General features: G+C 62.4%; 15 protein-coding genes. 2 read left to right on the top strand and 13 right to left on the bottom strand.

Annotation, left to right across the window (positions count from 1 at the left end; genetic code table 11):
* Window positions 1-12: 12 nt before the first annotated feature.
* Window positions 13-1,068, bottom strand: coding sequence for a MarR family transcriptional regulator (locus M2342_RS01340; protein WP_264577751.1), 1,056 nt, complete (start codon window positions 1,066-1,068; stop codon window positions 13-15).
* A 296-nt stretch (window positions 1,069-1,364) separates the two neighbouring features.
* On the opposite strand from M2342_RS01340, the gene acnA reads away from it, so the two are divergent.
* Both acnA and M2342_RS01330 read left to right on the top strand, forming a co-directional pair.
* Window positions 1,365-4,040 carry an aconitate hydratase AcnA gene (gene acnA / locus M2342_RS01335; RefSeq protein WP_264577750.1) on the top strand — a complete coding sequence of 892 codons (2,676 nt, stop codon included), beginning with the start codon at window positions 1,365-1,367 and terminating at the stop codon, window positions 4,038-4,040.
* Between the two features lie 163 nt (window positions 4,041-4,203).
* Window positions 4,204-4,881, top strand: a complete 678-nt coding sequence (locus tag M2342_RS01330) for a DsbA family oxidoreductase (protein ID WP_264577749.1) — start codon at window positions 4,204-4,206, stop codon at window positions 4,879-4,881.
* 19 nt (window positions 4,882-4,900) lie between these two features.
* On the opposite strand, the gene M2342_RS01325 is transcribed toward M2342_RS01330, so the two are convergent.
* From M2342_RS01325 to M2342_RS01270, 12 genes are all read right to left on the bottom strand, one after another.
* On the bottom strand, window positions 4,901-5,707 hold the full coding sequence (locus tag M2342_RS01325) for a class I SAM-dependent methyltransferase (RefSeq protein WP_264577748.1): 807 nt from the start codon (window positions 5,705-5,707) through the stop codon (window positions 4,901-4,903).
* Between the two features lie 147 nt (window positions 5,708-5,854).
* Window positions 5,855-6,748 carry a hypothetical protein gene (locus tag M2342_RS01320; protein WP_264577747.1) on the bottom strand — a complete coding sequence of 298 codons (894 nt, stop codon included), beginning with the start codon at window positions 6,746-6,748 and terminating at the stop codon, window positions 5,855-5,857.
* Window positions 6,749-6,896: 148 nt separating this feature from the next.
* On the bottom strand, window positions 6,897-8,399 hold the full coding sequence (locus tag M2342_RS01315) for a CpaF family protein (RefSeq protein WP_264574023.1): 1,503 nt from the start codon (window positions 8,397-8,399) through the stop codon (window positions 6,897-6,899).
* A 93-nt stretch (window positions 8,400-8,492) separates the two neighbouring features.
* Complete coding sequence (locus M2342_RS01310; RefSeq protein ID WP_264577746.1) at window positions 8,493-10,070, bottom strand: hypothetical protein; 1,578 nt, start codon at window positions 10,068-10,070, stop codon at window positions 8,493-8,495.
* Window positions 10,071-10,161: 91 nt separating this feature from the next.
* Window positions 10,162-10,416, bottom strand: a complete 255-nt coding sequence (locus M2342_RS01305; RefSeq protein ID WP_181561055.1) for an ATP synthase F1 subunit epsilon — start codon at window positions 10,414-10,416, stop codon at window positions 10,162-10,164.
* Between the two features lie 149 nt (window positions 10,417-10,565).
* Entirely contained in the window at window positions 10,566-12,011 is a 1,446-nt protein-coding gene (gene atpD, locus M2342_RS01300; protein WP_264571624.1) for a F0F1 ATP synthase subunit beta, read from the bottom strand.
* A 27-nt stretch (window positions 12,012-12,038) separates the two neighbouring features.
* Entirely contained in the window at window positions 12,039-12,911 is an 873-nt protein-coding gene (locus M2342_RS01295) for a F0F1 ATP synthase subunit gamma (RefSeq protein WP_264577745.1), read from the bottom strand.
* Between the two features lie 84 nt (window positions 12,912-12,995).
* A complete protein-coding gene (gene atpA, locus M2342_RS01290; RefSeq protein WP_264574019.1) occupies window positions 12,996-14,525 on the bottom strand; it encodes a F0F1 ATP synthase subunit alpha in 1,530 nt (509 codons plus the stop codon).
* Between the two features lie 30 nt (window positions 14,526-14,555).
* Window positions 14,556-15,110: a F0F1 ATP synthase subunit delta gene (locus tag M2342_RS01285; RefSeq protein ID WP_264577021.1), complete on the bottom strand. Its 555-nt coding sequence runs from the start codon at window positions 15,108-15,110 to the stop codon at window positions 14,556-14,558.
* Window positions 15,111-15,262: 152 nt separating this feature from the next.
* On the bottom strand, window positions 15,263-17,038 hold the full coding sequence (locus M2342_RS01280) for a hypothetical protein (RefSeq protein WP_264577744.1): 1,776 nt from the start codon (window positions 17,036-17,038) through the stop codon (window positions 15,263-15,265).
* Window positions 17,035-17,436 (bottom strand): GtrA family protein, encoded by a 402-nt coding sequence (locus tag M2342_RS01275; protein ID WP_264577743.1) that lies wholly within the window; start codon window positions 17,434-17,436, stop codon window positions 17,035-17,037. The genes M2342_RS01280 and M2342_RS01275 overlap by 4 nt, the downstream gene beginning before the upstream one ends.
* 7 nt (window positions 17,437-17,443) lie before the next feature.
* The gene (locus tag M2342_RS01270; RefSeq protein WP_264577742.1) at window positions 17,444-18,976 is read right to left on the bottom strand and encodes an NAD(P)/FAD-dependent oxidoreductase; all 1,533 of its coding nucleotides are present in this window, start codon (window positions 18,974-18,976) and stop codon (window positions 17,444-17,446) included.
* Window positions 18,977-19,016: the final 40 nt, after the last annotated feature.

Below are 19,016 nucleotides of genomic sequence, written 5' to 3'. Positions count from 1 at the left end.
TCAAGCTGTGCTTCAACGCTGCGGCGCCAGAAGCCCGCCTCTGCGGCGCACTTTGTCGACCCATTGCAGCGCCGCGTCCGCCGTCTCGTCGGTCAGGTCGATGAATACCCGCCGCCCGTCGGTGGGGTCGGCAAGGCGGACCAGGATTTTGCGCTCGGTCAGCTGCGTGATCCAGCGCAGCGCCGTGGTCGGCGGAACCGCAGCGGCGATGCAGAGGCTCGAAACCGAAACGCGCTGGCCGGCAAGGCGGGCCGCCAGCAGGTCCAGCAGCATGTCCCAGGCGGGATCGGCGAACAGGTCCGCCGGCAGAAACTCGTCGCGGAGCCGCCGCGCCCGGATGAGGGCGCGGATCTCCGCGGCACTGGCGCGGCTTTCGATCGGCGACCGCTCCGCCATGGCCGGCTGGGCTGGGACCGCTGCGGCCTGAGGCTTTTGTGTGGAGGGCGGCGGGGAAAGCGCCTGTCCGCTTTGCGATGTCGAACCCGCTAGCGACGAGGCAGGCTTGGCGCTGCCGGACAGTCGCTCGAGCGTCTGGGCGAGCCGGCGGACTTCCTCGCTCAGTCTCTCCAGCCGAACGCCCTCCCCGTCCCCGGCGATATCGCGCATCGTCGCAGGTCCGGACGTCATTGGGCGCAGCCCGGCGGAGACGAGCATCGTGACGATGTCCGCAAGGCTGGGGTTGCACAAGACCTCGGTCTCGACGCCTTCGAGAAGCGCAAAAGCGCGCTCGAGGGAAGCCAGATCGACGAGCACACAGACGCGGCGCCCCTTCAGCATGACTTGTGGCGCCAAGGGATGCTCCAGCCAGTCGTGGGCCTCCTCACCCCTTAGATCGAGCAGCAGCAGATCGGGCACGGTCGAGACCGCCGACCAAAGAAGGGCCGTGAGGCTTGTAGACCCGATGCATTGCAGTCCCGCGCGCTCTGCAGCCCGCGCCAAAAAGTCACTTGCCGGGCGATCCCCTCCCACCAGAATCGTCGGCTGCTCCAACGCTTCGCACAGCATCTGGTCGAGCCGGGGCGCAAAGCTTGCATCATAACGCGGGTTGTCATCGAAGCCTGTTAACATTTGGAGCCTCAATTGCTTGATCTGACACCAATATGCGCCATTCGATTAACCTTTTGAACCAGTTTTGTTCCATTTTGGATGAATTGGCTGTCCCGCCACCAATCCAATCCTATCGGCACCGAGCCGGGGCGCCACGTCCGCGCTCTGATTGGCCCGGCCCGCGCTCGCGCTCCCGTTGACAGGTCGCATTGAACCGTTATGGCCCAACCGATCAAAACGCCCTGCGCTGCGACCGCACTGAACGGCTAGAACCATGCGGAGTGCCAGCCACTGATATTTTTCGAGGAGACCCGCTGATGACCGCGATCGGACAGGATACGCTTGGCACGCGCGACACACTGGATGTCGGTGGCAAGCGCTATGGCTATTACTCGCTGGCGAAGGCCGCCGCGAAGCTCGGCGATTGCTCGCGCCTTCCCTTCTCGATGAAGGTGCTGTTGGAGAACATGCTCCGCTTCGAGGATGGCGTCACTGTCACCACCAACGATGCGCAGGCGGTCATCGACTGGCTCAAGAACCCCACGGCCTCCAGCAACGAGATCCAGTATCGCCCCGCGCGCGTGCTGATGCAGGATTTCACCGGCGTGCCCTGCGTGGTCGACCTCGCCGCGATGCGCGACGCGATGAACGCGCTCGGCGCGGACGCCAGCAAGATCAACCCGCAGGTGCCTGTCCACCTCGTCATCGATCACTCGGTGATGGTCGACGAGTTCGGCACGCCCAAGGCGTTCGAGGACAATGTCGCGCTGGAATATCAGCGCAATGCCGAGCGCTACGACTTCCTGAAATGGGGCTCCAAGAGCCTCGACAACTTCAAGGTCGTCCCTCCCGGCACTGGCATCTGCCACCAGGTCAATCTGGAGCATGTCGCGCAAGCCGTATGGACCTCGGTCGACGCCAATGGCGAAACGGTCGCCTATCCCGACACCTGCGTCGGCACGGACAGCCACACGACGATGATCAATGGCCTGGGCGTGCTCGGCTGGGGCGTCGGCGGCATTGAGGCCGAAGCGGCGATGCTCGGCCAGCCGGTTTCCATGCTCATCCCTGAGGTCGTCGGCTTCAAGCTGACTGGCACGCTGGCCGAGGGCATCACCGCCACCGACCTCGTGCTCACAGTCACGCAGATGCTGCGCGCCAAGGGCGTGGTGGGCCGCTTCGTCGAGTTCTACGGTCCCGGGGTTTCGGCGCTCAGCCTCGCCGACCGTGCGACCATCGCCAACATGGCGCCAGAATATGGCGCGACCTGCGGCTTCTTCCCGATTGACGGCAAGACGCTCGATTACATGCGCCTCACCGGCCGTGACGAAGACCAGATCGCGCTGGTCGAGGCCTATGCCAAGGTGCAAGGCTTCTGGCTCGACCCCGAAGCTGCCGACCCGATCTTCACCGACACGCTGGAGCTCGACATGGGCTCGGTCGTGCCCAGCCTCGCCGGCCCCAAGCGCCCGCAGGACAAGGTGATCCTCACGCAGGTAGACGAGGTGTTCAACGCCGACCTCGCCAAGGTTTACAAGAAGGATGCCGCCGTGCGCGTGCCCGTCGAGGGCGCGGCGCATGACATTGGTGACGGCGACGTTGTGATCGCCGCGATCACCAGCTGCACCAACACCTCCAACCCGAGCGTACTCGTCGCCGCCGGTCTGGTCGCCAAGAAGGCCACCGAAAAAGGCCTCAAGCCCAAGCCATGGGTGAAGACCAGCCTCGCGCCTGGGTCGCAGGTGGTTACCGATTATCTCGAGAAGGCGGGCCTCCAGACCTATCTGGATGCCGTCGGCTTCAATCTCGTCGGCTATGGCTGCACGACCTGCATCGGCAACAGCGGCCCGCTCGCCGATCCGATCAGCAAGGCGATCAACGGCAACGACATCGTCGCCGCCTCGGTCCTCTCGGGCAACCGCAACTTCGAAGGCCGCGTGAGCCCGGATGTGCGCGCCAACTTCCTCGCCTCCCCGCCCCTCGTGGTTGCCTATGCGCTCAAGGGCACGGTCACGACCGATTTCGTCGAGACGCCGATCGGCCAGGGCAGCGATGGCACGGATGTCTATCTCAAGGACATCTGGCCGTCGAACGAGGAAGTCCGCTCGGTGATGGAAGGTGCCCTCACCCGCGACATGTTCCAGAGCCGCTATGCCGCCGTTTTCACCGGCGACGAGCGCTGGCAGGCCATCGACGTGACCGGCTCGGACACCTATGCGTGGCGCGCCGGCAGCACCTATGTCGCCAACCCGCCCTATTTCGAGGGCATGGAGATGACGCCGGCACCGGTCGCAGACATCATCGACGCCAAGCCGCTCGCCATCTTCGGCGATTCGATCACCACCGACCACATTTCCCCGGCCGGCTCGATCAAGGCGGCCAGCCCGGCTGGCCAGTGGTTGCAGGAGCGGCAGGTCGCACCCGCCGACTTCAACAGCTACGGCTCGCGTCGCGGCCATCATGAAGTGATGATGCGCGGCACCTTCGCCAACATCCGCATCAAGAACCTGATGCTGGACGGCGTGGAAGGCGGCATGACCAGCTATGCCGGCGAAACGATGCCGATCTATGACGCAGCCATGAAGCATGAGGCCGACGGCACGCCGCTCGTCGTCATCGCCGGCAAGGAATATGGCACCGGCTCCTCACGCGACTGGGCGGCCAAGGGTACGCGCCTGCTCGGCGTGCGTGCGGTCGTGGCCGAGAGCTTCGAGCGCATCCACCGCTCAAACCTCGTCGGCATGGGCGTACTGCCGCTGCAGTTCCCCGAGGGCACCAACCGCGAGACGCTGGGCCTCACGGGCGACGAGAGCTTCACCATCCGCAACGTCGCCGGCCTCAAGCCGCGCCAGACGGTGACGGTGGAAGCGCGTCGCGCAGACGGCACCAGCTTCACCTTCGAGGCGCTCTGCCGCATCGATACGGTGAACGAGCTGGATTACTTCCTCAACGGCGGCATCCTGCCCTACGTGCTGCGCAAGCTCGCGGCCTGAGGTTCAAGGGACCGGGCACGCTGACCCGATCGACATCGAGAAAGGGGCGATGGACGATGGTCTGTCGCCCCTTCTTCATGTCCGACCGGCGACTGTTGGACGGCCTTCGCCGGGGTTGTGCTCCCCCTCCCCTCCGCTACACTCGTCGCGATCAGGAGAGACCATGCACCGCGCCCTCAGAATAGACTTCGTATCCGATATCGCCTGCCCCTGGTGCGTGCTGGGCCTGCTCGGACTTGAAGAGGCGATCGGTCGCCTGGCAGGGGACGTCGATGTTGATCTGCATTTCCAACCGTTCGAGCTCAGCCCGGATATGGCGCCGGAGGGCCGCACCGTCGTCGATCATCTTGCGCAGGCTTATGGATCAACGCCCGACGAGATCCTCCAGCGCCGCGCCGTGGTGAGCGATCGCGCCGCCGCTTTGGGCTTCAAGATGAAGACCTCGCTGGAGACGCGCGTCTACAACAGCTTCAATGCCCATCGCCTGATGCATTGGGCAGGGCTGCAGGGCCGGCAGCCGGCCCTTGCGCGAGCCTTGTTCGAGGCTTATCACAGCCGCAACGAGAATATCGCGACCGCTGACGTGCTCCTCGACGCCGCCGAGCAAGCCGGGCTGGACCGGGATTCAGCAAGCGCGGTTCTCGGCTCGGACCAATATGCCAATGATGTGCGCCAAGCCGAATATCTCTGGCAGACCCGCGGCGTGACAGGCGTGCCGGCAGCGATCATCGACGGTCGCTACCTGATCTCCGGCGCGCAGCCCGCCGAGGCCTATGAGCAGGCGTTACGCCAGATCGCCGCACAGCCGCAATCGGACGGCAACCCGCCCGCCCCCGCGTAAAAGCGCGGGGCCGTGCCGCTTAGCCGGGCTTGCGGAACCGCAACGTCATGCGGTCGCTTTCGCCCACCGCCAGATATTTGTCCCGATCGACCGCGCCATTGCGCAGGGTCGGCGGCAGCGTCCAGACGCCGGTGGCCCAATCGGCCGTGTCGCGCGGATTGGCGTTCACGTCGGAACTTGCCTCCAGAACGAAGCCGGCATCTTCAGCCAACTTGCGGACCGTCGAGACTTTCAGATAACCGCTCGTCTTCTCGGCCGCGGTGTCGCGGTCTTCGGGCAGGCGATGATCGACCACGCCCAGCACGCCACCGGGCTTGAGCATCCGGAAGAACTGGCCGAAAATCTCGCCACCATTGCCGCGCATGACCATATTGTGGACATTGCGGAAGGTGAGCACAGTATCCGCCGCGCCATCCGGCACTTCGGTCAGCTCGACCAGCTTCACTCCGCCATAGAGCGCAGGATTGGAATCGATCAGCTTCTGGGTGGACTGGCGTCCCGGCCCGCTTGGCTGGACGCCATAATAAGTACCGCCGCCCTTGGCCGCCAGCGGGGCCAGTATCTCGAGATACCAGCCGCCGGAGGGGAAATATTCCACGACGGTCTGCTTACCGCTCACGCCAAAGAAGCTGAGCGTCTCCGCCGGATGACGATATTTGTCGCGCGCGACATTGCTGACTGTGCGGGTCGGCGCAGCCACGGCAGCGGCAATGGCAGCCTCTCCGCTAATTGCAACAGACTCCGAACTCGTCGCGTGAACGGCCGCAAATGGCCCTGCACCGAGCAAAAGCGCGCTGGCAAATCTGATGGAGGACTTGAGGGGCATGAGATTGCTCTCCTTCTGCGATGGGATGCTAGGGGGAAGCATGCTGTAATGCCCCTTCATGGGCAAGCCGCTGTAAATAGCAAATCCGACGACGGAATCTGGCCCTTTCCCGCTCGTTCTGCTGCCTTCCGTAATGAGCCGACCAACCTAGTAGAGATCAGCGATTCTCATTGTATCAGGAAAACGATCATACATGTGTACAGCTGGTATGATCGATTTTTCACGTTTGCGTACTATATTTTTGCCGTCAAATTCGACAAGCGTATATGCCCCTCGTGTAAGTGTAGCGACTTGATGATCCACATTCTCAACTACCGTGTATCTGACGTCAATCATGTCGTGGTAAATCAAGTAATTGAATCCGGCCTGTTCAATGCCCCTGAATGGGTATTTTTCGAAAAATCCCACTAACGTGTCCACCATCTTTCTAATTGAAGACAAGGACCCCATTATTGTTCCAATACATAGCGCCGGCTTTCCGAGAATTTTTTTCAGTTCCTGCTCGCCCCAAGCATCGCTATACCACCTCGTGTCCCAGTCATCATCGCCGTAAACGACATGCTGCTTAAACAAATTTAAGTATTCTTGTCCCGATTTTACAAAAACGTCGCTTTGAAAAACAACATCCTTAACGTCTGAAATAAAAACGTCTTGGTAATTCCGGTTCATTTCCAAATAGCTTTTATAAGCAAACCATCTTGCAAAATGCGGATGGTGCCAAGTTTCAATCATTAAAGGATATGTTTTTATAACATCTGGAATATATTTCCCGATAGATATTTTTTTGGAAATTCTTAGTGAATTCAGAACTAATCTGTTAATTATTTTACACGCTCTGTTCGTACTAGAACTATACTTGCTAGGCGTCATTACAAATTTTACGCCAATTTTTTCAAGATCCAAAAAATATTCTTCATATTTATTGGATATTATTACAACGTCACAGTTATCTCTGCCATGGCTTTGAAGAGCAGATCTGCAAAATATCTCTACAGATCTTCTTTCTTGATTTGTAGAAAATCCCATAATTAAATTTTTCATCGACTTCCCACCGCCATTTAAAAATTACATTCTTTTAACATTGAAACGACGTTTCGCAATCATGGCATTGAACACAATGCACGCATCATTGGGAATCTTCTGAAGATCCACTCAATGTCCTCGGTCGCATATAAACTGGGGTTAGGCGTTACAGGCAGGCTTCCAGCAGCGCCTGATCGAAGCCGAACCCGCGCGCCTTCTCCAGCGTATAGGGGCGCAGGCCCATCGAGCGATATTCGCCGATGATCCGCCCGTCCGCATCTTCATCCAGATACTCGAACTTGAACAGCTCCTGGGTGACAATCACGTCGCCTTCCATGCCGATCACCTCGGTGACGTTCGTGACGCGCCGCGAGCCGTCGCGCAGGCGCTTCACCTGCACGATCAGGTCCACCGAATCGGCGATCTGCTTGGAGATCGCTTCCTTGGGGATCTTGATGTCCCCCATCAATATCATGTTCTCCATGCGGCCCAGGCACTCGCGCGGGCTGTTGGAGTGGAGCGTACACATGGAGCCATCATGGCCGGTGTTCATCGCCGCGAGCAGATCGAAGCATTCCGCGCCACGAATTTCGCCCAGGATGATGCGGTCCGGCCGCATACGCAGGGCGTTCTTGACCAGGTCGCCGATAGTGATCGCCCCCTGCCCTTCCAGATTCGGTGGCCGGGTTTCCAGCGGCAGCCAATGCGGCTGCTGGAGACGCAGTTCCGCCGCGTCCTCGATGGTGATCACGCGCTCGCCCGGATCGATCATCTTGGAGAGGGCATTCAGCATCGTCGTCTTGCCCGAGCCGGTACCGCCTGAAATCACGATGTTGAACCGGCAGGCCCCGGCGATCTTGAGCGCCGTCGCCATCTTGTCGGACATCGAGTCGCCCCGCGCCATGATGTCCAGCGTGATCGGCTTGGCGGCGAACTTACGAATCGAGATCGCCGTGCCGCGCAACGAGAGCGGCGGCACGATCACGTTGACGCGGCTGCCGTCCGGCAAGCGGGCGTCAGCCAGCGGCGTGGTCTGATCGACCCGGCGGCCAACCTGGTTCACGATGCGCTGGGCGATCTGAAACAGATGCTCCTCATCGCGGAAATGAATCTGCGCGAGCTGCAGCTTGCCCTTCTTCTCGATGTAGGTCTGGGCCGGGCCGTTGACCATGATGTCGCTGATATCCGGGTCGGCCAGCAACTCCTCGAGCGGCCCGAACCCGAGCAGCTCATCAACCAGCACCTTCTCCAGTGCAAACTGCTCGCGCCGGTTGAGCGTGAGCTTAAGCTGCGCCAGCACCTCCATGATGATCGGCCGGAATTCCTCGGCCAGCTCATCCTTGGTCAGCGTCGCGGCCGCTTCCGGGTCCACCCGCTCCAACAAGCGCGGCAGCACCTGCTCCTTGATGCGATGGACGTTGGCCTCGAACCCCTGCGAGTGATCGGTCTGCGCATGCTCCGAATTCATTCGCTCATTGAGGCGCCCGAGCGCGTCGGCGTGGCGGTCGGGGGTGGGATTGGCCGGGAGGTCGGCCGGTACGGGTTCTGGCGATGGCGGGACCGATGGCGCGGGACTTGACTGCGAAGAGACGCCCGGCCCGTGCATAGGCCGCGCCAAGCCAAAGGACGATTTGCCGCCCAATCCGCTCTTTCGTCCAAATGCGTTCATCGTCGGCTGTCTTCCCGTTTGGCACCGGCCCTCAGGCCCGACCAGATGCGAGAATATCGAGTGAGCTTTTACAAATGGCTAATGTCGGATGTTTCATCTTCCGCCGCGCGGGCAGGACCTCGCGCCATCTCCACAAAGATCTTTTCTTACGAAGACATTCAGTCGTCTGGGGAAGTAGTAGAAGTCGTCGATTTCGACATAATCGCGTGCCAATGCTCGATCAACGAGCGCTTTGGTCTGCGCGTTGTAGCGAGGCACGATGGTCCGCGACGCGGTAATGATGACGCCAGGTCGGCTATGGAGAATGCGGCTAACCTCCCATGCAGGGTTCACGCCGATCGCTCCGGCCTCCATCTCGTTGCTCAGATGATCCGGGTAAATGTATCGAGTCGGTAAACAACTACCGGTGCTAGTGTAGAGAGCCGTAGGACCGTCAAATACATACAGGCAGTTGCGAGGTTCGGTGAGAAACGGTCTGGCCAAGGCTGTCACGCCAAAGAAGCCTTCCCGGCTTTTCACTGAAATTTCGCTATGCTGGAGCGGATTGTAGAAGAGCAGGCCAATCAACATGACCAGTCCCCCGAGCAGCGGCCCCGACTGACGTGCAGCGAAGCCCGGCGCAGCCAGCAAGAGCAAACCCGGCAGAACAGGTGCGAAATAGTGGATATAGATGTTGCCGACCATCAGGGCTCCGGCGAGCGAAGAAACCGTCCACAGCAGAATGACCAGATAGGCAGGCGCGAAACGGTCCTGCGACTTGGCGGCGCGATACGCGCCAGCGAGCGCCGCTATCAGCAATGGGACCAGCATGACACCAACCTGAAGCTCATAGCGTGCCTTAAGCGCGCCGGTGAGTGGGCCTCGAAAAAAGATCGACGAGAAGTTCGCAAAGAAGAACGCATCGAACTGGCCCAAGGCGAGGTATGCGACAGCCACTGAGAGTGTCGGCAAGAGACCTAGGCTTGCAAATATAAGCCCATAGCGAAAGACGGTCGAATGAGAGGCGCCCGCAACATGGCACCGCCACAAACAGAACAGGCCGAAAAACACGCACTGGGGCAGAACAGTATATTTCACCTGCAGGCATAGCCCGCCCAGCACCATGATCCACATGCTGAGGCGCGCGACGTCAGGGAGATGACTGCTGCGCAACACCCGGATTGCCAACAACAGCATCAGGAGGAGCAGCGGCGTGTAAAAGACTTCGCTCTGCCCGGCGAATACGCCAAAGGCACTCAGGTACAGAATATAGAGCAAAGCTGCGGTCGCGCCGCCGCGCTCGCCTGCGAACGGCTTCGCGATCCTGCGAATGAGAAGTGCGCTCCACAAGGCACATCCGCAGGCGAGAAACTGGTAGCCCCACACACTGCCACCCGCAACCAAGCTGGCGAATGCAAAAATCAGGAAGAGACCGAACGGCTTGCGGTCCCAAAGATCCACAAAAGGCAAATCGCCAAGAAGGAGTCGCTGGCCGATTATATGGTAAAGCTGCTCGTCATAGTCCGGCGCGAGATCGCCAAGATAAGGCCAGCGCACCAACAAGACCACGCTGGCGAGAATGACGACGATCAGATAGTCTGCGCGGAATGCCTTTTGGCACGCCAATCGCCAATCAAATGGCAGATTACGCGCTTCCACGTCATAGGTCTGGACCGGGCGCTCGAGTAACAATCGTTCCCCCCAAGGACGCAACGCCTAGCTCTGGCGCGCCGCTTCCTTGGCGAACTTTGGTATAGAAAGCGCTAATGCGGACTTGCCGCCCTCAACCAGCCTTCTCAGCCAGCACCGTCAACCCAGCCTCGCTTACCTCAGCAAAGCCGCCTTCGACCATGATCACGCGCGGCTCGGCGCCGTCGCGGTCGTAGACTTTCAGGGCGCCGTCCTTGACGGTGGACATGAAGGGCGCGTGGCCTTCCAGCACGCCGAATTCGCCCTCGGTGCCGGGCACGACGACCATGTGGACGTCCTGCGAGAGGACGAGCTTCTCAGGGGTCACGAGTTCGAAGTGCAGTGCCATGGTCTTCTCTCCCCCCTCACATCGGAGGGGTAAAGGGTGGAATGGTCGCGCCGGCTGAACATGCCCGGCGCCGACCCTGTTTCGATTGCGCCCCGCGAAAGGGCGTCGGCGCCTCCCGCCATCGGCGAAAGGCGCTTCAAGCCGTCAGATCAGGCTGCTTCCGCTGCCAGCTTCTTGCCCTTCTCGATGGCTTCGTCGATGCCGCCGACCATGTAGAAGGCAGCCTCGGGCAGATGGTCGTATTCACCATCGACGACGGCCTTGAAACTCTTCACCGTGTCTTCGATCTGGACGAACTTGCCCGGAATGCCGGTGAAAACCTCGGCGACGTGGAACGGCTGCGAGAGGAAGCGCTGGATCTTGCGCGCACGGGCGACGGTGAGCTTATCCTCTTCGGACAGCTCGTCCATGCCCAGAATCGCGATGATGTCCTGCAGCGACTTGTACTTCTGCAGCGTCTCCTGAACGCGGCGGGCCGTGTCGTAATGCTCCTGGCCCACGACGGCGGCGGTCAGCACGCGGCTGGTCGAGTCGAGAGGGTCCACGGCCGGGTAGATGCCCAGCTCCGAGATCGCGCGGTTGAGCACGGTCGTGGCGTCAAGGTGCGCGAAGCTGGTGGCCGGCGCCGGATCGGTCAAGTCGTCTGCCGGCACGTAAATGGCCTGCACCGAGGTGATCGAACCCTTGTTGGTGGAGGTGATGCGCTCCTGCAGCGCGCCCATGTCGGTCGCGAGCGTCGGCTGATAGCCCACGGCCGAAGGAATACGGCCGAGCAGAGCGGACACTTCCGAACCAGCCTGCGTGAAGCGGAAGATGTTGTCGACGAAGAAGAGCACGTCCTGCCCTTCCTGGTCGCGGAAATATTCGGCGATCGTCAGGCCCGAGAGCGCGACGCGCGCACGGGCGCCCGGGGGCTCGTTCATCTGGCCGAACACCAGCGCCACCTTGGAGCCTTCCGGCGTCGGGTTGCCGTCGGCATCCTTGGCGATAACGCCGGCATCGAGGAACTCGTGATAGAGATCGTTGCCTTCGCGCGTGCGCTCGCCAACGCCGGCGAACACCGAGGTGCCGCCATGGCCCTTGGCGATGTTGTTGATCAGCTCCTGGATGAGCACGGTCTTGCCCACGCCGGCACCGCCGAACAAGCCGATCTTGCCGCCCTTGGCATAAGGTGCGAGCAGATCGATGACCTTGATGCCCGTCGCCAGAATGCTGGTCTCGGTCGACTGGTCGACGAACTCCGGAGCCTTGGCGTGGATCGGCGCGGTGGTCGCGGCATTCACCGGGCCACGCTCGTCGATCGGCTCGCCAATCACGTTGAGAATGCGGCCGAGCGTCATCGGGCCGACCGGCACCGAGATCTGCGCGCCGGTATCCCTCACGTCCTGACCGCGGGTCAGACCGTCGGTCGCGTCCATGGCAATGGTGCGCACGGTGTTCTCGCCCAGATGCTGCGCCACTTCGAGCACCAGCCGCTGGCCGTTATTGTCCGTCTCGAGCGCCGAGAGAATCGCCGGGAGCCGATCCTCGAAGATCACGTCGACGACGGCGCCGATCACCTGGCTGATCTTGCCGACATTGTTGGTGGCTGCCATGTCTCTGCTTCCTTGCCTGCTTGTCCGTTAAAGCGCTTCTGCGCCCGAAATGATTTCCACCAGCTCGGTGGTGATCGCGGCCTGACGGCTGCGGTTGTACTCGATCGTCAGACGATTGATGAGATCGCCAGCGTTGCGCGTCGCATTGTCCATCGCGGTCATCGATGCGCCCTGCTCGCTGGCCATGTTCTCCAGCAACGCCTTGAAGATCTGGATGGTGATGTTGCGCGGAAGAAGATCCGCGAGGATCGCTTCCTCGTCCGGCTCATATTCGACGGCGGCGCCCGAAGAGGCGGGCGCATCCGCCGGCACAGCGACCGGGATGATCTGCTGCTCGGTGGGGATCTGCACCAGCGGCGAGCGGAACGCGGCATAGAAGAGGTGCGCCACGTCGAACTCGCCGGCGAAGAAGCGCTCGGAGATGTCCTGCGCGACGGCCTGCGCCTCGTCGAAACCGGGCGTGCGCACGTCCGTCGTATCGAACTGACCGGCGATGAGGCCGGGGAAGGTGCGCGCGATCACCGCGCGACCCTTGCGGCCGATGAGGTAGAACTTCACCGTCTTGCCCTGTGCGATCAGCACGCGCGCCTTGGCGACAGCCGCCTTGACGATGTTGGCGTTGAAGGCACCCGCCAAACCCTTGTCGCCATTGGCCACAACGAGCAGATGCACGTCGTCCTTGCCCGTGCCCGCAAGCAGGCGCGGTGCGCTGTCGCCGGTCACCTTGCCAGCAAGACTGGCAACGACCTTCTCGAGCCGCTGGGCATAGGGGCGCCCGGCTTCGGCCGCCGCCTGCGCCTTGCGCAGCTTGGCCGCAGCGACCATCTGCTTGGCCTTGGTGATCTTCTGGGTCGACTTGACCGAGGCGATCCGACCCTTGAGTTCCTTGAGCGAAGCCACTGGCTCAACCTACCTTTTCATCGTCGTGCCGGTCATGCCGGCATCAGGTCCCCACCGGCTAGGCCGATGGGGATGCGAACCATCTCAGGCGAACGTCTTGCCGAACGCGTCCAGCACGTCCTTGACCTTGGCCTTCACATCGTCGCCGAGGTCACGGCTGTCGCGAATCGCGGTCAGGATATCCGCATGATGCGCGCGCATATGGGCCAGCATCGCCGCCTCGTAGCGGGTGACGTCGCTGGTCGCGATGCCATCGAGATAGCCATTGGTGCCGGCGAAGATCGACACGGTCTGCTCCTCGAAAGGCAGCGGCGAGAACTGCGGCTGCTTGAGCAGCTCGGTCAGGCGCGCACCGCGATTCAGCAGCTTCTGCGTCGAGGCGTCGAGGTCCGAACCGAACTGGGCGAATGCCGCCATTTCGCGATACTGGGCCAGCTCCAGCTTGATCGAGCCGGACACCTTCTTCATCGCCTTGGTCTGCGCCGCCGAACCCACGCGGGACACCGAGAGACCCACGTTAATGGCGGGACGGATGCCCTGGTAGAACAGGTTCGTTTCGAGGAAGATCTGACCGTCGGTGATCGAGATCACGTTGGTCGGGATGTAGGCGGACACGTCGCCGGCCTGCGTCTCGATGATCGGCAGCGCGGTGAGCGAACCGGCGCCATTGGCGTCGTTCATCTTGGCGGCGCGCTCGAGCAGACGGCTGTGCAGATAGAACACGTCGCCCGGATAGGCTTCGCGGCCCGGAGGACGACGAAGCAGCAGCGACATCTGGCGATAGGCGACGGCCTGCTTGGAAAGGTCGTCGAACACGATCACGGCGTGCATGCCATTGTCGCGGAAATACTCGCCCATCGCGGCGCCGGTATAGGGCGCGAGGAACTGCAGCGGCGCCGGCTCGGAAGCAGTCGCGGCAATGACGATGGAATATTCCATTGCGCCATTCTCTTCGAGCTGACGGACGATCTGCGCAACGGTCGAGCGCTTCTGGCCGACGGCGACATAGATGCAGTAGAGCTTCTTGCTCTCGTCGGTGCCGGCGTTCGGGCCCTTCTGGTTGATGAAGGTATCGATCGCGACAGCGGTCTTGCCGGTCTGGCGGTCACCGATGATCAGCTCGCGCTGACCACGGCCGATCGGCACCAGCGCGTCAATGGCCTTGAGGCCGGTCTGCACCGGCTCATGCACCGACTTGCGGGGAATGATGCCCGGGGCCTTCACCTCGACGCGCGAACGCAGGTCCGACTGGATCGGGCCCTTGCCGTCAATGGGGTTGCCGAGGCCGTCAACCACGCGGCCGAGCAGGCCCTTGCCGACCGGAACGTCCACGATGGTGCCGGTCCGCTTGACGACGTCACCTTCCTTGATCTCGGCGTCGGAGCCGAAGATCACGACGCCGACATTGTCGGCTTCCAGGTTGAGGGCCATGCCCTGCACGCCGTTGGAGAACTCGACCATCTCACCGGCCTGAACCTTGTCGAGGCCGTGGATGCGCGCGATGCCGTCACCGACGCTGAGCACGGTGCCGACTTCGCTGACTTCCGCTTCGGCGCCGAAGTTGGCGATCTGGTCCTTGATGACCTTGGAGATTTCTGCGGCGTTGATATCCATGTTCAGCCTTTCATCGGATTCTTTGGCGCGTTAGCCGCGCATCGCCTGGGCGAGCTTGTTCAGTCGGGTACGGAGCGAGCTGTCGATCATCTGGCTGCCCATCTTGACGACGAGGCCACCCATGATTTCGGGATCGACGGTAAGATCAAGAGCCATGTCGCGGCCCGTGCGCGCCTTGAGCTGCCTGGCCAGCGCATTCTGCTGGTCCTGGGTCAGCGGGAAGGCGGAGGTCACTTCTGCACGCGTCTCGCCACGATGGGCAGAGAGCAGCGTGGAGAATGCCCGAATCACGGCAGGAATCTGCGAGAGGCGGCGATTCTGCGCCAGTACGCCCAGCGTCCGCTCCGTCAGCGAATCGAGCCCGAGGCTCTGCGCCACGGCCTTGATCGCCTTGGCAGCATTGTCGCGGCCGACCAGCGGGCTCTGCGTCAACGCCTTGAGATCGTTCGATTCGGCCAGCGCGGCCTTGAGAGTCTCAAGGCTTGCCGCCACCGAATCGAGCGCCCCCTTGTCCCGCGCCAGCTCAAAAAGCGCGAGCGCATAACGCCCCGCCAAGCTAGCCTGAATACCGCTGGAATGCTCCACGCGCGCCTTGCCTCTTGTCCGAATTGAATCGCGCCAGAAAAGGGGAGGTACGGCTGCACCCCCCTTGACACGGGGGGGCGGTTAGCAGGGGTCGCCCTGCGATGCAAGTCGGGAGGGACAGGCCGGGCACGGATGCGCCGGAAGGCGTGGCGTCAGTGCAAAATGCGGTACAAACGCGCGCCCGGCAGTTGCAGGCGATCGTCGGGGACAAGCCAGGCCGGCACCTGCCCATCCGTCAGACCGGCAGCAAGGCCGTGAGGCGCGGCCTTGAGATAATTGCGCGCCTCCGGCGCGGTCGGGCAGAGCAGCAGATATTGGGCAGGAGTCGCGAGGACGATCGCGCGCGCCTCGTCCGGCTTGGCCGTGAAGGCGCGAATGACTGTCGCCATCGCGGCGCTGTTCCGATGGTAGCCCGCTGCGACGATCGAGAGATTGGTGCGATAGAGAATCAGCGGTCCCATATCGATCGGAGCGAAGATCTGGCCCGCACCCAGAGATTTGAACATCGGGCTGGCGATGGCGGTCGGGCAGTCGCCATCCGTCCGCGCGTCGGTGCTGCCTTCATTGGGCGGGAACAGCATCTGGCCGAGCCCATAGGCCGGGAGTGCCGTCGAGAGGAGGAGGGTGCCCGCCATCGTGAGGCTCCAGCCGATTCGCGGCCGAAAACGATGGCGCTGGCCGGCGAGCAGCATAATGGCGGCGGCCATGCCGGGCAGGGCATAAAGCTCTGCCACCGCTGTGGCCCGCATCACGGCCATGCCGAGCAGCCAGGCGAAGGCGGCCGCCAACGCCAAGCCCAGCCACATCATCGCATCGGACGACCTGCGACAAGCCCAGGCTCGCCACATGGCGGCGATGACGCCGGGGAGAGCGGCCAGAATCATCAAGGTCGCGAACGCGCCGCCCTGTCGCCAAAAGGGCAGGCCCTCGCGGACGCTATAATACCAGTAATCGCGCACCAGAGGATCCAGCCCGGCAAATGGCCCGGCCAGACAGGCGGGCGCGATCAGCGCGACCGCAGCGGCGGCCCCGGCCCCACCGACAATGAGCGGGACGAGGCGCAGCGCTGGATTGGCGGGACGAAGCAGGCTGTCGACCAGGAAGAACATTGCGCCCGCAACGAACAGCGCGGCGATGTAGGGCGCGGAGATCGCATCGCAATGGCTCTTCACAATCAGGCCAGCGCCGCGCGTGCCGAGAATCAGGAACAGGCTCGCGCCGATCAGCGTCGCCATGAACAGATGGATGCGCCGGTCGCCGGTGCGCACGAACGCCAGGGCATAGAGGCCGGCGAACAGCGCCGCATAAGGCAGGCCCTCGATCGATACATGCATCCAGACCGCACAAGCAAGCGCGCATCCGACCGCAGGCCAGCGGCCGGGTCGGGTCCACGCCAGCAGGGCGCAGGCCGCCATCAGCAACTGCCAGCCATGATGATCGACCCGCATCGGCGCAAACTGCAGCCCGACCATGAGGCACGCAGGCAGCAGGGCGAGCATCAGCAATGCGACTTCCCGGCCGGCTATATCCCGGAGCAGCCGGCCCATGACGAGCATCAGCGCGAGACAGAGCATGGCAGGCACCGCCACCAAAGCGACGAGTTCCGCCATGGGCTGGCCGGCGAGGGGCCGAAGCAGCACGATCACCAAAGCGATCGGCAGGTCCACCAGCCGGGACCAGTGCAGGTCCCCACCGGTCGGTAGGTTCATGCGATATTGGGTGACGTCGCTCCACGCCTGGCCATTCAGCCAGTCGCGCACTTGGACCACGCGCATGTAATTGTCCGGATCGCCGAGCGAACCCGCCCTCGTCTCGGTCCAATTGGGAATGGCGAGAAGGGCCATGGCGAAGAGCCAGATGAGCGGCACGTACCGGTAAAAGGGCTCACCGTGCCCGAGGCGCTGGCCCGAAACATCCCCGGCAGTCATGCGAAAACGATCGCCTTGCGCAGCATATAGGTCGCTTGGAAACTGACAGCGACCGCCAGCGCTTTGGCGAGCAGGGGCATCACCCCGAGCATCGCGCCGAGCGCGACGATACCGGTCGTCAGCGCCAGACCGATCAGCGCTGACCCCACGAACAGTGCCTTCTGACGAACGCGATCCGCGCCGCTCGCAGCCACGCCTTGCGCGAAGACCAGGCGCGAGGAGATCAGCCAGTGCATGAAGATGCCCGCCATATAGCCAAAAGCCGCCGCGGCGGCGGGGGCCATGCCGAGGTGCAGGCCAGCCATAAACAGCCCCACGTCGCCAGCCAGCGCGACGAGGCTGGCAAGACCATAACGCAGATAGGTGTGGCCGAGCAGCCTGGCCAGGAACGCGCCCATCACCCGATCACGCCACCATGCGGCGCCCGGTCGGCACGGCCCGCTCGCTCTCCAGCGCCGCACGCTCTCCCGCGCTCAGGGCGCCCTCATGGCCCGCTTCATGATATTCGGCATCCTCGTTGACGCCCCAGATATCGAACACCCGCTTGCCGGCGATGATGTTGCGCACGGTCAGCATGGCCGTCATCATCGCGTGATCCTGATTGTTATAGCGATGCATCCCATTGCGCCCGATCAGGTGCAGCGTGGGATATGTGTCTTCCAGTTCGGCGCGAATAGCCGCGACATTCGCCGCATAAGCCTCGTCATAGACGGGATAGGCTTTCTCCTGACGCACCACAGCGCCGCCGACCACCTGATCCGCGCGGATGAGGCCCATCAGTACCATCTCCTCGGTCGCCAGCGCGATCAGCTCCTCATCGCTGGATGACCAGAGCCCGTCGCCTTCGAAGCAGAAATATTCGAGGCCCACGCAGGCGATATCGGGATCGGGCACCATTTCGGGTGACCAGCTGCGGAAATTCTGCACCCGACCCACCTTCACGCGCGGATCGTGAATGTAGATCCAATTGTCTGGAAACAGGTCTTCGGAGCGGATCATCAGCGCGACCGTCAGAAAATCGCGATAGTTGAGCGCCAGCGCGTGCCCGAGCGTCTTGGGCACCGGATGGATGCGGCTCGCCAGCTCCCGCATCGGCGCGGAGCTGATCACATGGTCAGCACTGATCGCGACCGTATCGCCGGCCGCCCGCGTCGCGGTAACGCGCCACCGGCCTGTCACCTGATCGCGGTGAATCTGCTTGAGGGCATGGCCCATCAGCACATGATTGCCGCCTTCGACCACGCGGTCGCGCGCCGCATCCCACATCATCCCGGGCCCGAGGCGCGGGTAGCGGAAATTCTCGAGCAGGGTTTTGGCACCCATGCCGTTGTTTGGCTTTTTGTTGAGGCCAAGGCTGCGCTTGAGGCCATCCAGCACCGCCTTGCCCAGGCTCAGGCCCTTGATGCGCTGCGCTGCCCAGTCGGCGGACATGGTATCGCACGGCATCCCCCACACCTTCTCGGTGTAGGTCTTGAAGAAGATGGAATAGAGCTTGCGACCGAACTGGTTGACCACCCAGTCCTCGAAGCTGCGCACCGGCTTGATCGGCGCGATCTTGGCCTTGGCGTAGCTCAGCATGCAAAGGGTCGAGCGAATGATGCCGAGATTGCGCAGCGCCTCGAAGGCGCGCAGCGGATAGCTGTAGAAGCGGCCCTGATAATAGATGCGGCTCATGCGGGGCCGCTCGATGAAATCATGGGGCAGGATCTCGTTCCACAGATCGACCACCTCCTGCGACTTCGAGAAGAAGCGGTGGCCGCCGATATCGAAGCGGAATCCCTCATGCTCGACCGTGCGGCTGATGCCACCGACCTGCGCGGAATCCTTCTCGATCACCGTCACGCGCAGCCCCGCCTTGGTCAGCAGATAGGCAGCGGTCAGCCCGGCTGGGCCAGCACCAATGATGGCCACATCAACGGAATGGGCGGAATTCGACATTCAGGCAGGTCCCCCGGAACCGAACAGGTCGACTCCGGGA

The organism is Sphingobium sp. B8D3A (genome assembly GCF_025961995.1).
GTDB lineage: Bacteria > Pseudomonadota > Alphaproteobacteria > Sphingomonadales > Sphingomonadaceae > Sphingobium.
The sequence above is the reverse complement of the archived record's forward strand: the minus strand, read 5'-3'. Positions and strand labels throughout refer to the sequence as shown.